2 protein-coding genes are annotated in these 23,109 nt (G+C 62.9%); both read right to left on the bottom strand.

The window, feature by feature from the left end:
• Positions 1–170: 170 nt before the first annotated feature.
• A complete protein-coding gene (locus ACYZTS_RS15400; RefSeq protein WP_461990225.1) occupies positions 171–11,933 on the bottom strand; it encodes a non-ribosomal peptide synthase/polyketide synthase in 11,763 nt (3,920 codons plus the stop codon).
• Entirely contained in the window at positions 11,933–22,909 is a 10,977-nt protein-coding gene (locus ACYZTS_RS15395) for an amino acid adenylation domain-containing protein (RefSeq protein ID WP_461990223.1), read from the bottom strand. The genes ACYZTS_RS15400 and ACYZTS_RS15395 overlap by 1 nt, the downstream gene beginning before the upstream one ends.
• Positions 22,910–23,109 lie beyond the last annotated feature (200 nt).

Below are 23,109 nucleotides of genomic sequence, written 5' to 3'. Positions count from 1 at the left end.
GTGGCGAGGGGATTTATCCCCGTTGGGGCGCGGAGCGGCCCTGAAAATGGGACTGCTGCGCAGTCCAACGGGGGTAAACCCCCTCGCCACAGAATCCCCTGGCCACAGAATCCCCCCACCACACATCCCCCCTACCACAGGTTATTCGTCTCGCCTTCCATGTCGCGTTTTCAAGCCATAGCCAAGCGTTGTTCCAGCAAGCCTTCCAGCTCATCGAGCAACTCATCACCGCGCAGCAGCTCGTAATGCCCGCCTGCCAACAGACGATCAACACCCTGACGGCCGACCTGAGCCTCGAACACCCGGCGTTCGTCTTCGCGCCCGACCATCCACCAGCGATGGGCCGAGACGTGGATGGCCGGCAGTTGACGATGCGCCAGCGCCAGTTGCTTGAGGCGTGAGCCGGTGGCAAAGATCTGCGTAAGCTCCCCCGCGCCCAATGCGGCCTGCTCATTGGAGCAGTGCAATGCAGCTTCGATGACGGCGGTGGAGCCCGCGCCTTCACTCAGGCCAACGGTTTTCAGCGCGATCAAGGCGTGAGCCTCGTCAGCCGGCAAACCGAGCACAAATGTCAGAAAATCGCTCAAGTCTTCGCGCCAGTCCCCCGCTTCTGCGGTGCCGGCCACGTAGCTGTCAACCAACCCGGCAAACGCCACGGTTTCACCCTGGTTTTCTAGCTCGTGAGCGACCAGTTGGGTCAACGCACCGCCCAACGACCAGCCCAGCAAGTAATACGGCCCCGTGGCTTGCTGAGCACGAATCCGTTGCGTATAGGCCTGGGCCATTGCCAGCAGCGACTCGTCCTGCCAGTGCGGGTCGAGCAGCATGCGGCATTGCAGGCCGTAAACCGTACGCCGACCTTCGAGTCGCCGCGCCAGCGGCTCGTAGTCGAACACCGTGCCGAACCCGGCGTGCAGGCAAAACAGCGCCGGTACATCCGCGAGCCGTGCATTCAGCGCCAGCAGCGGCTCCGGTGCAGACGTGGATTCGATGGCCTGATAGCCACTGAGCTCGGCAATGGATGGCTTCTGCATCAGATCGCGCAGCTTCAATTCAAAGCCCAGGCGGGGCTGGCTGCGCACACGCGAGATGACCTTCAGCACTTGCAACGAATCGCCCCCCAGTTCGAAGAAGTTGTCGTCGATGCCGACTTGCGGCACGCCGAGCACTTCTTGCCAGATTGCGGTCAGCGCCGTCTCCAGGCCGTTGCGCGGCGCACGATAGCCGCCGAGCGCCCATTCAGGCGTCGGCAGTGCGCGATGATCGAGCTTGCCGTTGGCCGATAGCGGGAATCGCTCCAACACCAGTATCCGCGCCGGCACCATGTAATCCGGCAGTTGCGCTTGCAGTTCAGACTTCAAACGCCGATCCAGCCCGACCGCACCGGCCGCCACCACATACCCCACTAATTGCTTGCCGGTCGGCGTGTCGTGCACCACCACGGCGGCGTCCTGCACGCCAGCGTACTCACGCAGACGCGCTTCGATTTCGCCCGGTTCAATGCGGAAACCGCGGATCTTCACTTGCTGGTCGAGTCGCCCCAGGTAGTCGATCAACCCGCACCCTCGCTGGCGCACAAGGTCGCCGGTACGGTACATGCGGCCGCCGGCCTCGAACGGATCGGGGATGAATCGCTCGGCGCTCATGCCGGGGCGCTGGTGATACCCACGCGCCAGGCATTCGCCGCCCAGATACAACTCGCCACTGACGCCGACCGGCAGCGGATTGAGATCGGTATCCAGCACATACAAACCACGGCCCGCCACACCGCGCCCGATCGGCGCATAAGCCGCGTCGCAGGTTTCGCTGGCTTCGGCACGCCACAGCAGCGGCGTGACCACGGTTTCGGTCGGGCCATAACCGTTGACCAGACGCTGCGGACGCAGGGCACGCTTGACCCGCTCGAAGCTGGCCTCCGGCACCGCATCGCCGCCAAAGCAATACACCTCGACCGCCGGCGGGTTGCCCAGACGTTCGGCCACTTCGGCCATTTGTTGCAGGTACGCCGGTGGGAAGCAAGCCACGCTGACACCGTGATGCCGCATGACTTCGAGAGTTTGCTCAGGGCCCCACAGACTGTCATCGCGAATCACCAGGCTGCCACCGGCCAACATCACACTCAACCAGCGCTCCTGCGCCCCGTCGAAGGCGAACGACATGAAGTGCAACTCACGGCTGCGCGGCGCCAGTTCGTAGAGTTCGATGATGCTGCGGCAATGCCGGGCAATCGGTCCTCGCGCCACGGCCACGCCTTTGGGCTGGCCCGTGGAACCGGAAGTGTAGATAAGGTACGCCAAGTGCCCCGGCAACGGATGGCAAACCGGGGATGCAACGTTGTCGGCGACGCTCAACTGATCCAGCAGCAGGCGCGGCGGGCTGTCGGCCAGGGTCAGTCGATCACCCAGGTCGCTGTCGCACAGCAGCAGGCTGGCGGCCGAATCGCTCAACATGTAGGTCAGTCGCTCGGCCGGGTACGCCAGGTCCAAAGGCAGGTAAGCCGCCCCTGCCTTGAGCACCGCGAGAAACGCGACGATGGTGCGTTCGGAACGCGGCAACCCCACCGCAACCAGGCTTTCCGGGCCGATACCGCGATCAATCAATTGCTGCGCCAGCCCATTGGCCTGCACCTCAAGCTCGGCATAACTGACGTGCCGATCTTCACAGATCAAGGCGATATTCTGCGGCTGCGCTTTGACGTGTTGATTGAACGCGTGCAGCAAATCAGCGTTGTCGTCGGACGCCTGCGGCAGGCTGAAACGTGCCTGCGGCAAACCAATATTGCCGAGCAGGCAAGAAGCATCCTCCGGCAGCGCACGCAACAACCCTTCCAGCTGCGCACGAATACGCTCGACCTCCGCGTCACTAAAGCGCTCACGCAGGAACAGGTATTCGACTTCCAGGCCGTCTTCGTTGGCGCTGACCATCAAGTCCATCGGGAAATTGGTGACACCGCCACTGCCCACTTCGGCAAAGCGCAGTTCCCCTTCCTCGCCGCCTTTCAAGGCTCGGTCCACCGGATGGTTTTCGAACACGATGATGCTGTCGAACAAGCCCTGGCCACCCTGCCCGGCCCAGCGCTGAATGTCCGATAGCGGCGTGTGCTCGAAGTCGCGGACCATCAGGTTGTAATCCTGCAACTGGCGCAACCATTCGCCCAGGGGTTGGTGCGGATCGAGTGTCTGAATGACCGGCAAGGTGTTGATGAACAGGCCGAGCATGTCCTGAGCACCCGCCAAACCGGTCGGACGCCCCGCCACCGTGGCACCGAACGCGACGCTGCGCTGGCCGCTGTGACGCTGCAGCAATAGCAGCCACGCGCCTTGCACCAGCGTGTTGAGTGTCACGCGCTGACGCTTGGCGAAGGTGTGCAGTTTGCGCGTTGCTTCGGCGTCGAGGTTGCTGTACATCACGCCATGACCGGAGCCGGTCGCACCGCCCGCCTTGGCCAGGATGGTCGGTGCTTCGAGCAACGCCAGACGCTCACGCCAGAAACCTTCGGCCTGTGCACTGTCCTGGCGTTGCAGCCAGGCAATGTAGTCGGCGTAACGCCCGGTCAGGGGCGGCAGGCTGTTGTTGTGATACAGGCGCAGCATGTCGCCCAGCAAACGCGAGGCGCTCCAGCCGTCGAGCAACAGGTGATGGTAAATCCAGATCATCTGGTAACGATCATCGCCCAGACGCACCAGGATAAAACGCATCAACGGCGGGCAGCTCAGGTCGAAGCCTTTGGCCTGTTCTGCCGCCGCCAACTCGCCCAGCGCCTGTTCGGCGTCGCAGCGTTCACGCCAGTCGAGTTCTTCGATCGGCAGATCAACGTCGGCGAACACCGCTTGCAGCGGATCGGCGAGGCCATCGCGCCAGCGAAACGCGGCGCGCAGCACTTCGTGACGCGCAACCAACGACTGCCAGGCGGCGCGAAAACGAGGTACCTGCAAACCGTCCACCGCTACGCTCAACTGGTTGACGTAGGGATTCAGCTCCGGCGAATCGAGACAGTGAAACAACATGCCTTGCTGCATCGGCGACAGCGGATACAAATCCTGCAGGCCTTCACGGGCGGCGCTATCGATGTGCGGCACCAGCGAAAAAGCGCCGACTTTCGGCGCTTCGGTCAGCGCTACGTCACGGCTGGTGGCCACGCAGGCCAACGCCCGAATGGTTTGCTGCTCGAACAGTTGCTTCGGACTGAACACCAGACCGCGCTGTCCGGCACGGCTCACCGCCTGCAGCGAGATGATCGAATCGCCGCCCAGCTCGAAAAAGTTTTCGGTGACGCCCAGCGAATCCAGGCCCAGCAATTCCTGCCAGATCTCCACCAGCAACGCTTCGGCGGGCGACGCGGCGGCCACATGATCGTGGTTCTGCCGAGTAGCCTCCGGCGCTGGCAGGCCTTGGCGATCGAGCTTGCCGTTCGGCGTCAGTGGCAGTGCGGCCAGGCACATCAAATGCGCCGGCAACATGTGCGCCGGCAGCCGACTGCGCAAATGAGCCGTCAGCGCCTCACGCAAATCCTGCTCATCGGCGAGCGGATCGCGCGGCACCAGGTAACCGACCAACTGCCGGCTGACCGGTCCTTCGCGATCAATCACCAAGGCTTCACGCACGCCTTGGTGTTCGAGCAGACAGGCCTCGATCTCGCCGAGTTCGATACGGAACCCGCGAATTTTCACTTGCTGGTCGATACGACCGAGGTACTCGACGACGCCGTCGGCACGCAGCCGTGCAAGGTCGCCACTGCGATACAAGCGGCCACCTGGCACAAACGGGTCCGGGACAAAACGCTCAGCGGTCAGGTCCGGGCGTTGATGGTAACCACGGGCAACGCCCTCGCCGCCCAGGTACAACTCACCCGCGACGCCGACCGGCAACGGCTGCAGACCGCCGTCCAGAATGTAGGCGCTGCGGTTACCGACCGGCCGCCCGATCGGCATGAACGCCGAGTCGAATTCGGTATCCGGGTATGCCAGCCAGATCAGCGGCGTGATCACCGTTTCGGTGGGGCCGTAACCGTTGATCAGGCGTTTGGGTTGCAGCACTTGCTGGACTTCATCGAACGCGTGCTTGGCCATGCCTTCGCCGCACGGGGTGTACGACCGAATCGGCAAGTCACGCCCCGCCTCGCCCATGAAATCGGCAATCTGCGACAGATAGCTCGGGGTGAAGCAGGCGATGGTGATGCCGTGTTTTTCAATCTCGGCACAGGTGCGCTCCACGCTCCACAACTCGTCATCGCGCGGCATCACCGCCGAACCGAACACCAGTGGCGTCAGCCAGCGTTCGTGAGCGCCGTCGAAACTGATCGAGGCGAATTGCAACTCGCGATCATCCCGGGTCATGCCGTACAACTCGCCAATCGCCAGGCAATGCATGGCCAACGGACCGTGGGCCACGCTTACCCCTTTAGGGCGCCCGGTGGAGCCAGAGGTGTAAATCAGGTACGCGAGATTTTCCCCGCAGGTCCGGTTGACCGGGTTGGTGTCGGCCAGCAATTGCAGCGGCTCGCGGTCGATTTCCAGTACCGGCAAGCCATCGGGCAACGGCAGTTTTTCCCGCAGCCACGACTGGCAAATCATCAGCGAAATGCCGCTGTCTTCCATCAGGTAACGCAGGCGCTCCATCGGGTAGGCCGGGTCCAGCGGCACGTAGGCACCGCCAGCCTTGAGGATCGCCAGCAGGCCGATGATCATGTCCGGCGAGCGCTGCATGGCCAGGCCAACCCGCTCTTCCGGACCGATACCCAGTGCACGAAGTCGGTGGGCCAATTGGTTGGCGCGACGGTTGAGTTGGTCGAAGCTCAATTCCACATCGTTGAAGATCAGGGCGGTGGCGTCCGGACGGATGACCGCCTGGGTTTCTATCAATTGATGCACGCAGAGCGGGTTCTGCGCCGCAGTAAACGCCGGGTTCCACTCGACCAACTGCTGTGTGCGTTCCGCCGTAGTCAGCAAGTTCAGCTCACTCAACGCAGCTTCTGGCGCGGCGACCATCGCCGCCAGCAGCGCCGCCAAATGCTCGCTCATGCGGGCAATCGCCGCGGCGCTGAAGTGGCTGCACTGGTAGCTCCAGTTCAGGCTGAGCTGGCCTTCGGCAGTGGCGGCCAGGGTCAGCGGAAAGTTGGTACGCTCGTGGTTCTGTGGAACAGAGAAGCTCAAACCGGCTGGCGCGCCCTGTTGCAGCGCTTCGGCCACCGGGAAGTTTTCGAACACCAGCAGGCTGTCGAACAGTGGCTCGCCGGCACGTCCGGCCCAGCGCTGAATGTCGCTCAGTGCGGTAAATTCATGCTCACGCAATTCAAGGTTTTGTGCCTGCAAACGAGTCAGCCACTGACCGACGTTTTCCACCGCGTCCGGGCTGCTGATCACCGGCAAGGTGTTGATGAACAGGCCGAGCTGACTTTCAGTCCCCGGCACATCCACCGGCCGCCCCGCCACGGTCGCGCCGAAAGCGACGCAGCGTTGACCGCTGTAGCGTTGCAACAGCAGTGCCCAGGCCCCTTGCACCAATGTATTGAGCGTGACTTTTTGCTGACGGGCAAACTCTCGGAAGCGCTGGCTGGTGACGACATCGAAGGTCTGGAGATGGTCGGCGAATTCCTGTGCCGACAGGTTTTTACAGTCGCCATGGGCCAGGCTTTGCGCCAGCAGGGTCGGATTGCCGAGCGCCGCCAGTTGGTCGCGCCAGAACATCTCGTCGGCATGAGCATCCTGACGTTGCAACCAGCCGATGTAATCGGCAAAACGCCCGGCCGGTGTCTGCACAGCCTGCCCGGCATATCGCTGCAAGACTTCGCTCAACAGCAGCGAGTTGCTCCAGCCATCGAGTAACAGGTGATGGTGGGTGTAGATCAGTTGTTGACGCTCATCGTCGAGGCGTACCAGGGTCAAGCGCATCAGCGGGGCGCGGGTCGAATCGAGTTGCAGGCGCTCGCTGTCGATCAACTGCGCCAGCGCTTCGGATTGATCGCTGCGGCCACGCCAGTCGAGGCGTGTCAGCGGCAACTGCAAGTGACGATGGACCAGCTGCACCGGCACCTCGAAGCCGTCCGGGAAGTGGAAGCTGCTGCGCAGGATCGGATGGGCGTCGAGCACCGTTTGCCACGCGCGGCCCAGCCGATCGGCATCAAGCCCACCGGCTTCGACGCTGAGCTGATTGACGTACGTGCCGGACGCCGGCTCGTACAAGCTGTGAAACAGCAAACCGGCCTGCATCGGCGACAGCGGATACAGGTCTTCGATCTGTGCCGGGGGCACCGGCAGACCATCGAGTTGCGCCTGGGTCAGGCGCGCCAGTGGGAAATCCGCCGGGGTCACGCCGCCTGCGCCGTCGCTCAGGCAATGGGCAATCAGCGCCAGCAACTCGCGTTGATAATCCGCAGCCAGCGCTTCGATTTCACGCGGGTCAAAACATTCGTGGCTGAAGGTCCAGTCGAGTTTCAGTTCACCGCCATACACCTGACCGTCCACCGACAGCCAGTTCGGCAACGGTGCCTGCGCCGATTGCGCAGCGCCGCTGGACTCCGTGGCCGGTTTGAACAGTGCGTCTTCGGCGAAGCTCTGATCGAACTGGCCGAGGTAGTTGAACGTCACCCGCGCTTGCGGCAACGCCGCCAACGCCGCTTGGGTCGACGCATCGCCCATGTAGCGCAACAGGCCGTAGCCCATGCCTTTGCCGGGGATTTCGCGCAGTTGCTGCTTGATGGCCTTGATCGAACCGGCAAGGTCGGCAGTCGGCGTCAGGCGCACCGGGAACAGGCTGGAGAACCAACCGACGGTGCGGGTCAGGTCGATGTCGTCGAACAGCTCTTCGCGGCCGTGACCTTCGAGCTGAACCAGCGCCGAGGTGTGGCCGGTCCAGCGGCTGAGGGTGCGAGCCAGCGCGGTCAGCAGCAGGTCGTTGACCTGTGTGCGGTAGATCGCCGGCGCCTGTTGCAGCAACTGGCGAGTCTGTTCGCGGTCGAGACCGATGCTGACGCCCTGGCGCAAATGCCCGGCCTGACTGGCCTGAGCGTTGGCGGCGGGCAGCGAATCATTCGCCACACTCAAATGCGCCTGCCACCAGTCCAGTTCGCCGGCAGCGGCTTCGGATCGTGCGTACGCGTCAAGTTTGTCGGCCCAGGTCTGAAAGGCGCTGGTCTTCGGTGGCAGTTCTTGCGCTTGGTAAGCCGCCTGCAAATCTTCCAGCAACACCCGCCACGACACACCGTCCACAGCCAGGTGATGAATCACCAAAAGCAAACGCTGGGAACCATCGGCCAGAGCAATCAGCGCCACGCGCAGCAACGGCCCGTCTTGCAGACTGAGGCTGCGCTGCGCTTCGTCGCACACCGCTTCCAGCGATTCATTGCTGGCGACGCGAGCGGTCCAGAGCATGTCGATGACATCGCAGCTGTCGGCTCCGACATAGCGTGCCGACCATTGGCCGTCGACCTGGCTGAAGCGCAAACGCAACGCATCGTGCTGCTTGAGCAAACGTTGCAGCGCGGCTTGCAGGCGCGGCAATTCGAGGGTTTCACGCGGCGTCAGCAGCACCGCCTGGTTCCAGTGCGCGCGTTGCGGGATCGATTCCTGGAAGAACCAGCGCTGGATCGGTGTGAGCTTTTGCAGGCCGTCCACTGGCCCTTGTTGCGCCAGCGGTGCGGCTTGTTCCTTGACCACGGCGGCCAGGGCTTGCAAGGTTTGCTGCTGGAACAGGTCACGGGGTTGCAGGCTCAGACCGGCACGGCGCGCACGGCTGACCACCTGGATCGAAATGATCGAGTCGCCGCCCAGCTCAAAGAAATTGTCCTGACGCCCCACCTGCTCCACGCCCAGCACGTCCTGCCAGATCTGCGCCAACACCTGTTCGTGTTCGTTGCGCGGTGGTTCGAAGGCGCGTTGGCTGACCTGCGAGGTCGGTGCCGGCAGGCGTTTGCGGTCGAGTTTGCCATTGGGGCTCAGGGGCATTTGCTCGATCAGTACGGTGTGCGCAGGCACCATGTAATCCGGCAGGCTCGCCAGCAGATGAGTTTTGAGGGTTTCGCGCCAGACGCCTTGGTCCTCGGCATCGGCGCTGACCAAAGCTTTATCTTGCGGCACGATGTACGCAACCAATTGCTTGCCGCTCGGGCCATCGAGCGCGAGCACCACGGCTTCCTGCACATCGATATATTCGTACAGGCGCGCTTCGATCTCGCCGAGCTCGATGCGCAAACCGCGAATTTTTACTTGATGGTCGATACGGCCGCAGTAGTCGATGGCGCCGTCAGCGCGATAACGCGCCAGGTCACCAGTGCGATACAGGCGCTCGCCACTGCCGAACGGATCGACCACGAAACGCTCGGCGGTCAGCGCACTACGACGGTGATAACCGCGCGCCAGACCGACGCCGCCCAGGTACAACTCGCCCACCGCACCCAGGGGCAACGGTTGCAGTTCGCTGTCGAGGATGCACGTGCGTAGATTGGCGATCGGACGACCGATCGGTACGCTGTCGCGCCCCTCTTCCACACAGGTCCAGTGGGTCACGTCGATGGCCGCTTCGGTCGGGCCATACAGGTTGTAGAGATTGGCTTGCGGCAGGCAGCGCAAGGTCTGGCGTTGCAGTTCCATCGGCAACGCTTCACCGCTGCAAATGATGCGCTGCAACGAGGTACAGGCCAGCGCCTCGTCGGCACCGATAAACGCTGAGAGCATCGACGGCACAAAGTGCAGCGTGGTGATCGCCTGCTCGACGATCAACGCGGCGAGACGTTGCGGATCGCGATGCTCGTCCGGCGCGGCGATGACCAGGGTGGCGCCCTTCATCAATGGCCAGAAAAACTCCCACACCGACACGTCGAAACTGAATGGCGTCTTTTGCAGCACGCGGTCGCTCGGCAGCAGTTTGTAGGCTTGCTGCATCCACTCCAGGCGGTTGTGCAGCGCCACATGGCGGTTGCCCGCGCCCTTGGGTTTGCCGGTGGAGCCGGAGGTGTAAACCACATAGGCAAGGTTTTCTGCGAGGGCCAGGTTGGACAGATCATCGCCGGGCATGTCGTCAAGCCAATCGGCCTCGGCGTGCAGGCACACAGTGCGCACGTGGTCCGGTGTCGGCAGTTGCGCCAGCACCTGTTCCTGGGTCAGCAACAGCGCAATGCCGCTGTCTTCGATCATGTAGCTCAAGCGATCGACCGGGTATTGCGGGTCCAGCGGCACATACGCGCCACCGGCCTTGAGAATCGCCAGCAGGCCGACGACCATTTCAAACGAACGATCGCAAGCAATCCCCACCAGCACTTCCGGGCCGACACCCTGAGCGCGCAAGTGGTGGGCCAGACGATTGGCGCGCAGGTTCAGCTCGGCATACGTCATGGACTGGCCCTGGAACACCAGCGCCGTCGCCGCTGGGTTGTCAGCCACACGCGCCTCGAAATGGCGCTGCACGCAGACTTCGCCCGGGTAGAGTTGAGCGGTATCGTTGAGGTCATCGAGAATGCGCAGACGCTCGTCGGCATCCAGCAACGGCAACTCGGCAATAGGACACTGTGGGATCGCCAACACACCGGCCAACAAGTTGCGCCAATGACGCGCAAGGCGCTCAATGCGTTCAGCGTCGAACAAATCGATGGCATAGGTCAGGCTGGCGAACAGCTTGTCGCCCTCTTCCTGCGTGTCCAGTTGCAGGTCGAACTGCGTGGTGTGCGCCGTGGCCTTCAGCGCCTCGACGCGCAGGCCGGCGAGCAAGCCGCTGACCGCTGCCGGTTTGGCTTGCTGGTGGTTGAACATCACCTGGAACAGCGGGCTGTGGCTCAGGCTGCGTCCACTTTGCAGCGCCTGCACCAGCCGCTCGAAAGGCAAGTCCTGATAATCCTGGGCATCCAGGGATGCGGCGCGAGTCTGGTCGAGCAACCGGCTGAACGGCAATCGCCCATCGAGCTCGGCACGCATCACCTGGGTGTTGACGAAAAAGCCGATCAAGCCACGGGTTTCCGTGCGATTACGGTTGGCAATCGGCACGCCAACGCGCACGTCAGGCTGGCCACTGTAGCGAAAGAGCAGCACCTGAAAACTCGCCAGCAACAACATGAATGGCGTGACGCCGCGCTGTTTGGCCAGGCTCATCAGGCCGCTTGCCAAGGTCGCGTCGAGGGCAAAATCCAGACGCGCACCGCGCTGGCTCGGTTGCGCCGGGCGCGGACGGTCGGTGGGCAATTCGAGCAACGGTTGCTCGCGGCCCAGACGGTCGCGCCACCAGTTGAGTTGGCGTTCCAGCTCGCCGGCTTCCATCCAGCGGCGTTGCCACAGAGCGTAGTCCGAATATTGAATCGGCAATGCTTCAAGCGCAGCGTTCCGGCCTTGGCAATGCGCGGCGTAAAGTCGGGAAAACTCCTCAACCAACACGCCCATCGACCAGCCATCGGTGACGATGTGGTGCAGAGTCAGTAACAGCACGTGGTCTTCGGCGTCGAGCTGCAACAGAGTGACCCGCAACAATGGCCCGTGCTGAAGATCAAACGGTCGGGCGATCTCCTGCTCAACGCTGTTCATCGCCTGATCGAAGCGCTGCGTCTGAGGTTCGCCGCGCAGATCGATCCGTTCGATGGGCAGCGAGGTGACATCGGCCAGTGTCTGCAACACGTTCCCGTCGTCCTCGACAAAACGGCTGCGCAGGCTCTGATGCCGCTCCAGCAGCACGTCGAAGCTCTGTTGCAATGCCGCGACATTCAGCGGCCCGTGCAAACGCAACGCCGCCGGAATGTTGTACGCCGAACTGTGCGGATCAAGCTGCCAGAGGAACCATTGACGCTGCTGCGCGTACGACAGCTCGAACGTCGTTTGCAGCTCGGCAGCGGGCGGAATCGGCAGCTGGCCGAAGCTCACGCCCTGCTCTTGCATGCGTTGCACAAACTCGCGGCGCTTGCCGGCAGGCAGGCCGGCGAAGCGGGTGGCGATGCGTTGGGCGGTGGTGTGTTCCATCAGTTGATCTCCATCTCGTCGAGCAGCGACTCAAGCGCATCAAGACGTGCATCGTGGTCAGCCGGGGCATGTTGCCCGGCCATGGCGGCATAAGCCTGAAGGTCGGCGGATTCGAACAGCGTGCGCAGCGGCAACTCGATGCTGAGTTCCAGTTCCACACGGGCACTGGCCTGGGCGGCGAGCAGCGAATGCCCGCCCAACTCAAAAAAGTTGTCGCGCCGACCGATCTGCGCCACGCCCAGCACGTCGGCCCAGATGGCCGCCAGTCGCTGCTCAAGGTCGCCTTCGGGCGCTTCGAACGGACGCTGCCATTCCTGCGCATCGGGCATCGGCAAGGCCTTGCGGTCGAGCTTGCCGTTAGCGGTCAGTGGCAAGGCATCCAGCAGCAACCAGTGGCTCGGCACCATGTAATCCGGCAGATCCACCTTGAGCGCAGCGCGCAGGTTGTCGCGCCAGGCGATCGGGTCTGTCGGTGTCTGTTCGGCCACGACATAGGCGCAAAGCTGCTGCCCGGCGTCGCCCGAATGCACGCTCAACACCGCTTGGCGCACGCCCGGTTGGGCCAGCAACGCGGCTTCGATTTCACCCAGTTCGATGCGCAAACCGCGGATCTTCACTTGCTGGTCGATCCGCCCGAGGTAATCGATGCTGCCGTCGGCACGCTGACGCGCCAGGTCGCCGCTGCGATAGAGCCGCTGCGAGGCCTCGAACGGGCTCGGCACAAAGCGCTCGGCGGTCATTCCGAAGCGTCCGTGATAACCCCGCGCCAGCCCGGCACCGGCGATGTACAACTCGCCGGCCACACCCTCAGGAACTGGCTGCAACTGGCTGTCGAGCAAGTACCAGCGCAGGTCGCGAATCGGCAGGCCTATCGGGCTTTGGGCCTTGCCGTCGAGGTCGGCCAGGCCTATCGCACGGTAAGTCACGTGCACCGTGGTTTCAGTGATGCCGTACATGTTGACCAGGGTTGGCTGCCGGTCGCCGAAGCGTTCGAACCAGGGACGCAGGCTCGCGATTTCGAGCGCCTCACCGCCAAAAATCACCAGGCGCAGCGTCATGTTTTTTGGGCTGGCACAGGCAATCGGCAGCAACTGGCGGAACGCGGTCGGGGTCTGGTTCAACACCGTCACGCCTTCGTCGCACAGCAAACGATGGAACTCCTGCGGGTCGCGGCTGATGTAATACGGCACGATCACCAGCCGTCCCCCGGTGCACAGCGAACCAAACAGTTCCCATACCGAGAAGTCGAACGCGTAGGAATGGAACAGCGTCCAGACATCGTCCGGGCCGAAGTTGAACTCGCCAGCGGTGGCCGTGAGCAGTCGCCCAACGTTGCCATGGCTGAGCAATGCGCCTTTTGGCCGACCGGTGGAACCGGAGGTATAAATCACGTAGGCGAGGTTGTCCGGGGTCGCCAGCGCCGACAGGTTGTCAGCGCTGAAGGCTTCCAGTTGCAGCAATTCCAGGCTCAGCACCGGCACAGCGTCACAGGCCGGCAGACCGTCGATCAAGTGGTGCTGGGTAAGCAACAGCGTGATGCCGCTGTCTTCGATCATGTAGCCCAGGCGTTCGGCCGGGTAGTGCGGATCGAGCGGCACATAGGCACCACCGGCCTTGAGAATGGCCAACAACCCGATCACCAACGGCATCGCCCGCTCGGTCGCGATGCCGACCCGCACTTCGGGGCCGACGCCCTGCTCGCGGAGTTTGCGCGCCAGTTGGTTGGCCTGGGCGTTGAGCGCGGCATAGGTCAGTCGCTCGCCCTCGTGAACCAGGGCGATGGCGTTCGGTCGTTGCGCGGCTTGCGCCTCGAACAACTGGTGCAGGGTCGGCGACCCCGGTTGTGCCAGGAACGCAGGATTCCAGTGCTGCACCAAGGCCTCTTGCTGTGACCGGTCGATGAGGGCCAGCTCGGCGACCCGTTGCTGTGGATCGCGAACCACCGCGTGGAGCAGATTCAGCCACTGCTCGGCGAGTCGGTTCATCGATTCCTCGTCGTACAGGTCTGTGGCGTAAGTCAGGCTGGCGTCGAGTGCTTCGCCCTGCTCCTGAGTGTCGAGCACCAGGTCGAATTGTGTGGTGTGTTGCTGCCAGTGCAGACGCTCGACGTCCAAGCCTGCCACCGTGCGCACGACGCTCGCGCCCAACTGCTGCTGGTGGTTGTAAAGCACCTGGAACAACGGGCTGTGATTGAGGCTGCGGTCGGGCTGCAAGGCGTCGACCAACTGCTCGAACGGCAAGTCCTGATTTGCTTGTGCCCCCAAGGCAACCTGCTTGACCTGCTGCAGCAAGGAACTGAACGGCTGCTGCCCATCAATCTCGACGCACAGCACCTGAGTGTTGATGAAGAAGCCGATCAAGCCTTCGGTTTCCAGGCGCGAACGACCGGCGCTGGGTACGCCGACGCTGATGTTCGACTGGCCGCTCTGGCGATGCAACAAGGTCTGAAAACTCGCCAACAACAGCATAAACAGGGTCACCTGTTGCTCTTGGGCGCATTGACGCAAACCGGCGAGCAAGTCGCTATCCACGTTGAGCATCAGGCTGGCTCCGCGTTCGGTGCGACGAGCCGGACGAGTCAGTTCGCTTGGCAATTCAAGCGGCGCCTGGCGGCCGGCCAGTTGCTCGCGCCACCAGGTCAGTTGGCGGGCACCCTCGCCTGCGTCCAGCCAGTCGCGTTGCCAACGGGCGTAGTCGCTGTAGTTCACCGGCAGGCTCGTCAAATCGGCAGAACGATCTTCAACGCCTGCGTGATACAGCTCGCTGAACTCATCGATCATGACTTGCATCGACCAGCCATCGGCGGCGATGTGGTGCACCGTCAACACCAGCACGTGTTCGTCGGTGTCCACCTGCAGCAGCAAGACGCGCCACAGCGGACCGTTGCGCAGGTCGAATGGACGCGCAATTTCGTCTGCCACGGCCGCGGCGACCGACACCTGATCGAGCGAGCGGTGCTCCACATGCAGCGCCAGATTGTGGTGCAGCAGTGGACGCGCCTGCTGGCCATCCTGTTCGAACGTCGTGCGCAGGGTCTGGTGGCGGGCTTGCAACTGGGCGAAGGCCTCGCGCAGGGCTTGGCGGTTCAGCGAACCCTTGAGGCGCAACGCGGCGGGAATGTTGTAGGCCGGACTTTGCGGGTCCAGCTGCCAGAGAATCCATTGGCGCTGTTGAGCGTACGACAGAACTGGCGGCTGAGCGGTCGGCGCCCGTTGCAGCACCGGTTGTCCGCTGACGCCCGCCAGGATTGCTCGCTCGGCAAATTCCGCCAGGTTCGCGGCACGGAACAGGCTGCTCACCGACAGTTCGAGCTGCAACTGCTGACGCACCCGCGAAATCACTTGCAACACCAGCAACGAGTGGCCGCCCAGCTCGAAGAAGTTATCGTTGCGGCCGACTCGCTCGACCTGTAACACCTCCTGCCAGATCAGCGCCAATTGCGTTTCCAGCCCTTCGGCCGGGGCCACGAAGTCACGCTGGGCACCGCTGGCTTCGGCGCGCGGCAAGGCCCGGCGATCCAGTTTGCCGTTGTTGTTGAGCGGCAGGTTCGGCAACAGGATCAGGTGGTTGGGCACCATGTATTCCGGCAGCGACTGACGCAAGCCGGCTTTGAGGCCTTGCAGATAGTCTGTCTCGCAATCCACCACGCCGCTGGCCACGATGTATGCCACCAGTTGCGTACCGTCCTGCGCGATGACCGCCGCCTCGCGCACACTTGCATGGGCCTGCAGGCAGGCTTCGATCTCGCCCGTTTCGATGCGCAAACCGCGAATTTTCACCTGATGGTCGATACGGCCGACGTATTCCAGATGCCCTTCGGCGTTGTAACGCGCCAAATCACCGCTGCGGTACAAACGTGCACCTGGCTCCTGGGCAAACGGGTCCGGCAGGAAACGTTCGGCGGTCAGCGCGGGGCGATCGCAGTAGCTCTGAGCGAGGCCGGCCGGCGCGCCAATACACAGTTCGCCGACGCCGCCGGAAGGCAACAATTGACCCGCCGGGTCCAGCACGTACAGCGCGCGGCCAGCGATGGCGCGACCGATCGGAATACCGTGCGCATCGCTGGCGTCGTCGAGGCGGCACTCATGCACGCTGGACACCACAGTCGCCTCGGTAGGACCGTAGGTGTTGAGCAGTCGCACCTGGCTCAATCCGGCCTGATGCCACATGCGCAACCCTTCAACCGACATCGCCTCGCCGCCGACGTGAACCTGGCGCAGAGCACCGAGACCGCTAACCCCACCGATTGCGCATTCCCGGGCCAGCAAATACCAGTAAGCCGCCGGCAAGTCCGCGACGGTTACGCCGTGCTGGAAGATTTCGGCGGCGAGACGACCGGTGTCCCACATGTCATCGCCGCGCATGATCAACGCCGCGCCGACGCACAGCGCCGGGAAGCACTGTTCGACGAAACCGTCGAAGCTGAAAGTCGCGAACTGCAGTACGCGGTCCGCCGCTGACAGCAGCGAATAGTCGGCGGCGCTCCGGCAGAACTCGCGCAACGCGGCGTGGGCGATGGCCACGCCTTTGGGTTGGCCGGTGGAGCCGGAGGTGTAGATGATGTAGGCCAGATCGTCGGCGACCGCGTGGTTTGGCGGATTGGTCTCGCAGTAGCCGGCGCTGTCGTCGAAGCTCAGCCGTAGCACGCCTCGTACCTCTTCCAGCAGGCCGGATTCGCAGAGCAGCACGTCGAGACGGCTGTCATCGGTCATGTAGGTCAGGCGTTCGATCGGGTAGGTCGGATCAAGAGGAACATACGCCGCGCCACTTTTTAGGACCGCCAGCAGGCTGATTATCAGCTGGGGGCCACGCTGCAGCGCCAGACCGACACGCTTGCCCGGCCCGGCGCCGCGGGCAATCAGACGATGGGCCAGGCGGTTGGCCTGGCTGTTCAACTGGGCGTAGCTCAGGGACTGACCATCAACCCGCAACGCCAGCGCGTGCGGGGTCGCGGCTGCCTGGGCGGCAATTTGTTCGTGCACCAGAAGTGCTGTGGATAACTCGATCGTCGGCGGTTGGCAGATCGCAAGCAGCGCGAATTTACTGTCGGCATTGAGCAGTTCCAGCGTGCCCAGGGCGGCGTCCGGCTGCGCCACCAGCTGCATCAGCAGGTGCTGCAAATTCATCGACAACTCAGCGACCTGAGCCGCACTGAATCGCGCCGCGTCGTAGCTGAAGTCCAGGCTCAGGCCTTCGCCCAGTTCGATGCCCAACGTCAACGGATAGTGGGTGCGTTCGTGGTTGTGAAGGTTGGAGAACGATAACCCGGCCGGGGCGCCCTGTTTCAACGCTTCGGCCACCGGGAAATTTTCGAACACCAGCAGGCTGTCAAACAGCGTCGAACCCTGCTGCCCTGCCCAGCCCTGAATGTCGTAAAGCGGTACGTGCTCGAACTCGCGCATGGCGAGGTTCAACCCTTGCAACTTGGCCAGCCATTGGCTGACCGTGCAGTCGGGCTGCATCGTGCAAATCAGCGGCAGCGTGTTGATGAACAGCCCGAGTTGCTCTTCGATCCCCGGCAACGGTGCAGAACGACCCGCCACAGTAGCTCCGAACACCACGCAATCCTGGCCAGTGTAGCGGTGCAGCAACAGGCTCCAGGCGGCTTGCATCAAGGTGTTGAGGGTCACTTTCTGTTGACGGGCAAATTCGCAAAGACGCTGGGTTACGCGGCTGGTCAGGGCGACACGGCGTTGCTCGCTACCCTCGGCCCCCACAGGTGGTCGCAAGGCTTCGGCTAACAGCGTTGGCGCTTGCAGCGGTGCCAATGCGGTTCTCCAGAATTGCTCGCCGGCGACGACGGACTGCTGCTGCAACCAGCCCAGATAATCACGGTATTGCCCGGCCGGCGCCCGTAGCGGCTCGCCAGCGCAGTAGTGCCGGATGACTTCGGCGAGCAACTGCGCGTTGCTCCAGCCGTCCATCAAAATGTGGTGGCTGGTGTAGATCAGGTGCCAGTCATCGGTGCCGGTGCGCACCAGCTTCAGGCGAAACAGCGGCGCGCAGCCCAGTTCAAAACCCTGGGCACGTTCGGTGTCGGCCAGCGTGTCTGTGTCAGATGCCTCAAGTACTTCAAGCGGCAACGCGACTTGCCGGACGATCGCCTGATGCGCGGTGTCGAGGCCTTGCCAGTGGAAACTGCTGCGCAGGATGTCGTGGCGCTCCAGCGCAGCCTGCCAAGCCTGTGCAAAACGCTGCGGGTCAAGGCCTTGAATGTCCAGGCGCAACTGGCTGATGTAGGCGCCGGTTTCGGGTTCGTACAGGGTGTGGAATAGCATGCCCTGCTGCATCGGCGACAGTGGGTAAAGGTTTTCGAGTGTGGCGACTGCCACCGGCAATCCGTCGAGCTCCGTCTGGCTGATGCGCGCCAGCGGGAAGTCGGAGGGCGTGGCCTGGGCGAACTCGAGGGCGCAACAATGATCGATCAGCGCGCTCAGTTCTTGTGCGTAATCGTCAGCCAGACGCTGGATGGTCGTGATGTCGAACATCTCGCGACTGAAACCCCAGCTCAGCGCCAACTCACCGCCGTAGACCTGACCTTCGACGGTCAGCCAGTTGCTCAGCGGCGCCTCGGCGTCCTGGGCCTGGCCGCTGCCTTCGCTGGACGGCACGAACATCGCGGCGTCATCGAACTGGCGGTCGAACTGGCCAAGATAGTTGAAGGTGATGCGCGGTTGCGGCAATGCAGCCAGTTCGGCGCGCATTGCAGGCGTGCCGAGGTAACGTAACGCCCCAAAGCCGAGCCCCTTATCGGGCACCGCTCGCAACTGTTCCTTGATGGTCTTGATCGACGCGCCGAGGTCACTCGCCGGCATCAGGTTGATCGGGAAAAGGCTGGTGAACCACCCGACGGTGCGGGTCAAATCGATGTCGTCGAACAGGTCTTCGCGACCATGCCCTTCGAGCTGAATCAGTGCGCTGCCCTGCCCGCTCCAGCGGCAAATCGCGCGTGCCAGCGCGGTCAGCAGCAGATCATTGACTTGGGTGCGATAGGCCACCGGGGCTTGTTGCAGCAGTTTGTGGGTTTGCGCGGCGTCGAGCCTGATCTCGAGCTTGTGCTCGAAGCGGTTTTGCAGCGCACCGTTCGGACGGTCGCAGGGCAAATCATTCGGAGCGTCGCGCAGTTGGGTTTGCCAGTGGCCCAGGCTTTTTTCAAAGGCTGGAAGATGATCTTGCAGACGAGTGACCCAGTGTTGATAAGTGCTGGTTTTTGCCATCTCCATGGTGCCGTTGTAGAACTGTTGCAGATCTTCCAGCAGTACACGCCAGGAAACGCCGTCCACCACCAGGTGATGGATGACCAACAGCAAACGCTGGGTGCCATCGGCCATTGCCACCAGCAGTGCCCGGACCAACGATCCACTTTGCAAATCGAGGCTGCGTTGGGCTTCGTCGCACAAAGCATTGAGCGCCTTGACCGACTGGGCCTGACGCTGCCACAACACCGATTGCGTGATGGGCGCCGCGTAGGTTTGCTGCCAGCCTTCGGCAGTCTCTTCGTAGCGCAGGCGCAAGCTGTCATGAAGGGTCAGCAATTGCTCGAACGCGCGGTCCAGCGCCTCGACGTTCAATGCCTCACGCGGCACCAGCAGCAGCGACTGGTTCCAGTGCTGACGTCCGGGGATCGCCTGTTGAAAAAACCACTGTTGCACTGGCGCCAATGCCACCGCGCCGCTCGCCGGACCTTGATCGAACAACGGCTGATCATCACTCCGGGCAGCCTGGGCCAGACTGCGGATGACCTGGTGCTGGAACAGATCCTTGGGGCTCAGGACGATCCCGGCCTGACGCGCTCGGCTGACCACTTGCATTGCGACGATAGAATCACCGCCCAGTTCGAAGTAGTTGTCATCCAGACCGACGTTGTCGAGGGCCAGCACGTCTTGCCAGATGGCAGCGAGGGCTTTTTCCATGGCCGTGCGCGGTGCAACGTGTTCACGCTGTTGCTGCGAACCGTCAATCGGCGGCAAAGCCCTGCGATCCAGTTTGCCGTTGGGTGTCAACGGCAAGTGTGCAAGGAATAACAGGAACGCCGGGACCATGTAGTCCGGCAGATGCTGGTGCAGCGCCGCTTTCAGGGACTCACGCAGGGTGGCTTGCGCCCCGCTGTCATCGACTAACGCTGGGTCGGTCGGCACGATGTACGCGACCAGCTGCTGCCCGTTGGCGCCGTCCTGCGCCAACACCGCCAGCTCGCGCACGGCCTCTTGCTGCAAAAGGCGCGCTTCGATTTCACCCAGCTCGATCCGAAAGCCGCGGACCTTGACCTGATGGTCGATGCGCCCGACGTATTGCAGTGAGCCGTCGGCTTGATAGCGGGTCAGGTCACCGGTGCGGTACAGGCGTTCGCCGTTGCCGGCAAACGGGTTCGGGAGGAATTTTTCAGCGGTCATGCCCGGGCGTGCGAGGTACCCGCGGGTGATGCCCGCGCCCGCCAGGTACAGCTCCGCGGCCACGCCTTGGGGCACCGGTTGCAGGTCGGCATCCAGCAAATAACTGGCGGTGTGCTTGAGCGGGCGGCCGATGTTAGCGCGGCCATTGACCTCGCGGCGGGTCCAGGTTGAATAGGTGGTGTCTTCGGATGGACCGTACAAATCGTAGACGTGCTCGACGGATGAATGCTGATACAACGCCTCCACCAGGCTCTGCTTCAGCGGCTCGCCAGCGAGGTTGATGATGCGCACGCCCGACGGGATCTGCCCGTCACGCAGCAATGCGTTGATGGCCGACGGCACGGTGTTGATCAGGCGCACCTGATCCCGGGCCGGCAACTGCGGCAATTCCAGGGCATTGCGGGCGATGATCACCGAGCCGCCGTTGGCCAGCGTCACAAACAGCTCCCATACGGACAAATCGAAGCAGACCGAAGTTGAGGCCAGTACCCCTTGAATGTCCTCGCCACGGTAGACCGATTTCGACCAGTCGATCAGCGCCAGCACGTTGCGATGGGCGATGGCCACACCTTTGGGTTTGCCGGTGGAGCCAGAGGTGTAAATCACATAGGCGAGGTTGTCCGGCGTGACGCGGGTGACCGGTGCGCTGGTTGGGTAAGGCGCCAGCACCGATTCGATATCGTCCATCAGCAAGACTTGCGTGCCGACTCCAACAGTCAATGTCGCGGCGACAGCCTGCTGCGTCAGCAATACCAGGGCGCAGCTGTCTTCCAGCATGTACGCAATGCGTTCAGCCGGGTAATCCGGGTCCAGCGGCACGTAGGCGCCACCGGCCTTGAGCACGGCCAGCAACGCCACCAGCATCGCATCGGAACGCTCCATCGCCACACCGATCCGCACCTCCGGGCCCACGCCCAGTTCGACCAGCTTGTGGGCGAGGCGATTGGCCTGCATATCCAGCCCGGTGTACGTCAGTTGTTTAGTGGCGAAGGTCACCGCCAACGCGTTCGGGCGGGTGGCGACTTGCTGGCTGATCAATTCATGAATGCACAGGTCGTACGCGAAACCATCGTCGGCACGATTCCAGTCACGCACGATGCGCTGATACTCGGCCGCTTCGAGCAGCGGCAGCTCACTGATGCGTTGCTGCGAATCGCTTACCATCCCATGCAACAGGCGCGTCCAGTGCTGCGACATGCGCGCGATGGTCGACGCATCGAACAGGTCATTGGCGTACGTCAGCGCGGCGTGCAACGTGCCAGCCTTTTCGTAGGTGTCCAGCGTCAGATCAAACTGCGTGGTGCGCCCTTCCCACTCGATCGCGCCCAGCTGCAGCCCGGATGCGGTGGTAACCGTGGAAATGTCGGCCACCTGCGGCTGGTGGTTGTACATCACCTGGAACAGCGGCGTGTGGCTGAGGCTGCGTTCGAGTTTCAGCGCTTCGACCAGACGCTCGAACGGCAAGTCCTGGTGCGACTGGGCACCGAGCGCCGTTTCCTTGATGGCGCCGAGCAGATCAGCCACGCGGGTCTGACCGTCGAGTTGCGTGCGCAGTACTTGAGTGTTGACGAAGAAGCCGATCAGGCCTTCGGTTTCGCCGCGATTGCGATTGGCAATCGGCACGCCGACGCGGATGTCGGTCTGCCCGGTGTAGCGGTGCAACAGCACATTGAAGGCGCCGAGCAACACCATGAACAAGGTAACGTTGTGCTGCTGGGCGGTGCTGCGCAATTGCCCGGCGAGCGCGGCGTCGATGCCGAATTCATAGCGCGTGCCGCGATAGCTCGGCATCGCCGGACGCGAGTGATCGGCGGGCAGTTCCAGCACCGGATGCTCCTGGCCCAGCGTTGCTTGCCAGTACTCGAGTTGCCGCGCTTGCTCACCAGCTTCCAGCCAGCGCCGCTGCCACAGGGCGTAGTCGCTGTATTGAATCGGCAACGGGGCCAGCTGCGGTTCCTGCCCGGCATCGTGAGCGTCATAGCAGCGGATGAATTCGTCGATCAGCACGTTCATCGACCAGCCATCGGAGACGATGTGATGCAGGGTCAGCAGCAGCACATGTTCCTGCTCGGCAAGCTTGAGCAACTGCACCCGCAACAGCGGCCCGACCGCCAGATCGAACGGCAGCAGTGATTGCTGCTGCGCCGAGTCGGCCACCGCGTGTTCACGCTCGGCGAGCGGTAGCGCACTGAAGTCGATCTGCCCGATCTGCAGCGGCGCGCTGGCCGCAACCTGAAGCAGACTCTCGTCAGGCTGGTGCTGGAAAACCGTGCGCAAGGTTTCGTGACGCGCCACCAGGCTGGCGAACGCCCGCTCCAGCGCCGAGTGGTTCAAACGACCAGTAAGGCGCACTGCACCGGGCAAGTTGTAGGCGCCACTGTGCGGGTCCAGCTGCCACAGAAACCACATGCGTTGCTGCGCGTAGGACAGCGCCTGACGATCCTCGGCTTCGACGCCTTGAGGTATCGGAAAACGGGCGAAATCCACGCCCTCCTTGTGCAAGGCCGCAAGGAACATCTGGCGCTTTTCCAGGGGCAACCCGATAAACCGGCGAGCAAGTTTCAAGGAGTCTTCAGCATTCATTTCTTAGCATCCGGTTTCAGTAGGCAGGAAGCACAAAGGCACGTCGTCCCTATAAAACGAATGCAGGCCGGAAAAATTAGCGAATGAGAATATGTATCAGAGAAGTGGTAATGCGCGGCTTTTCAGGTGTCGTGAAACCTGTGGGAGCGAGCCTGCTCGCGATAGCAGTATGTCAGTCAACATCCTTGCTGAATGGCACA

Source organism: Pseudomonas sp. TMB3-21 (assembly GCF_054898145.1).
The sequence above is the reverse complement of the archived record's forward strand: the minus strand, read 5'-3'. Positions and strand labels throughout refer to the sequence as shown.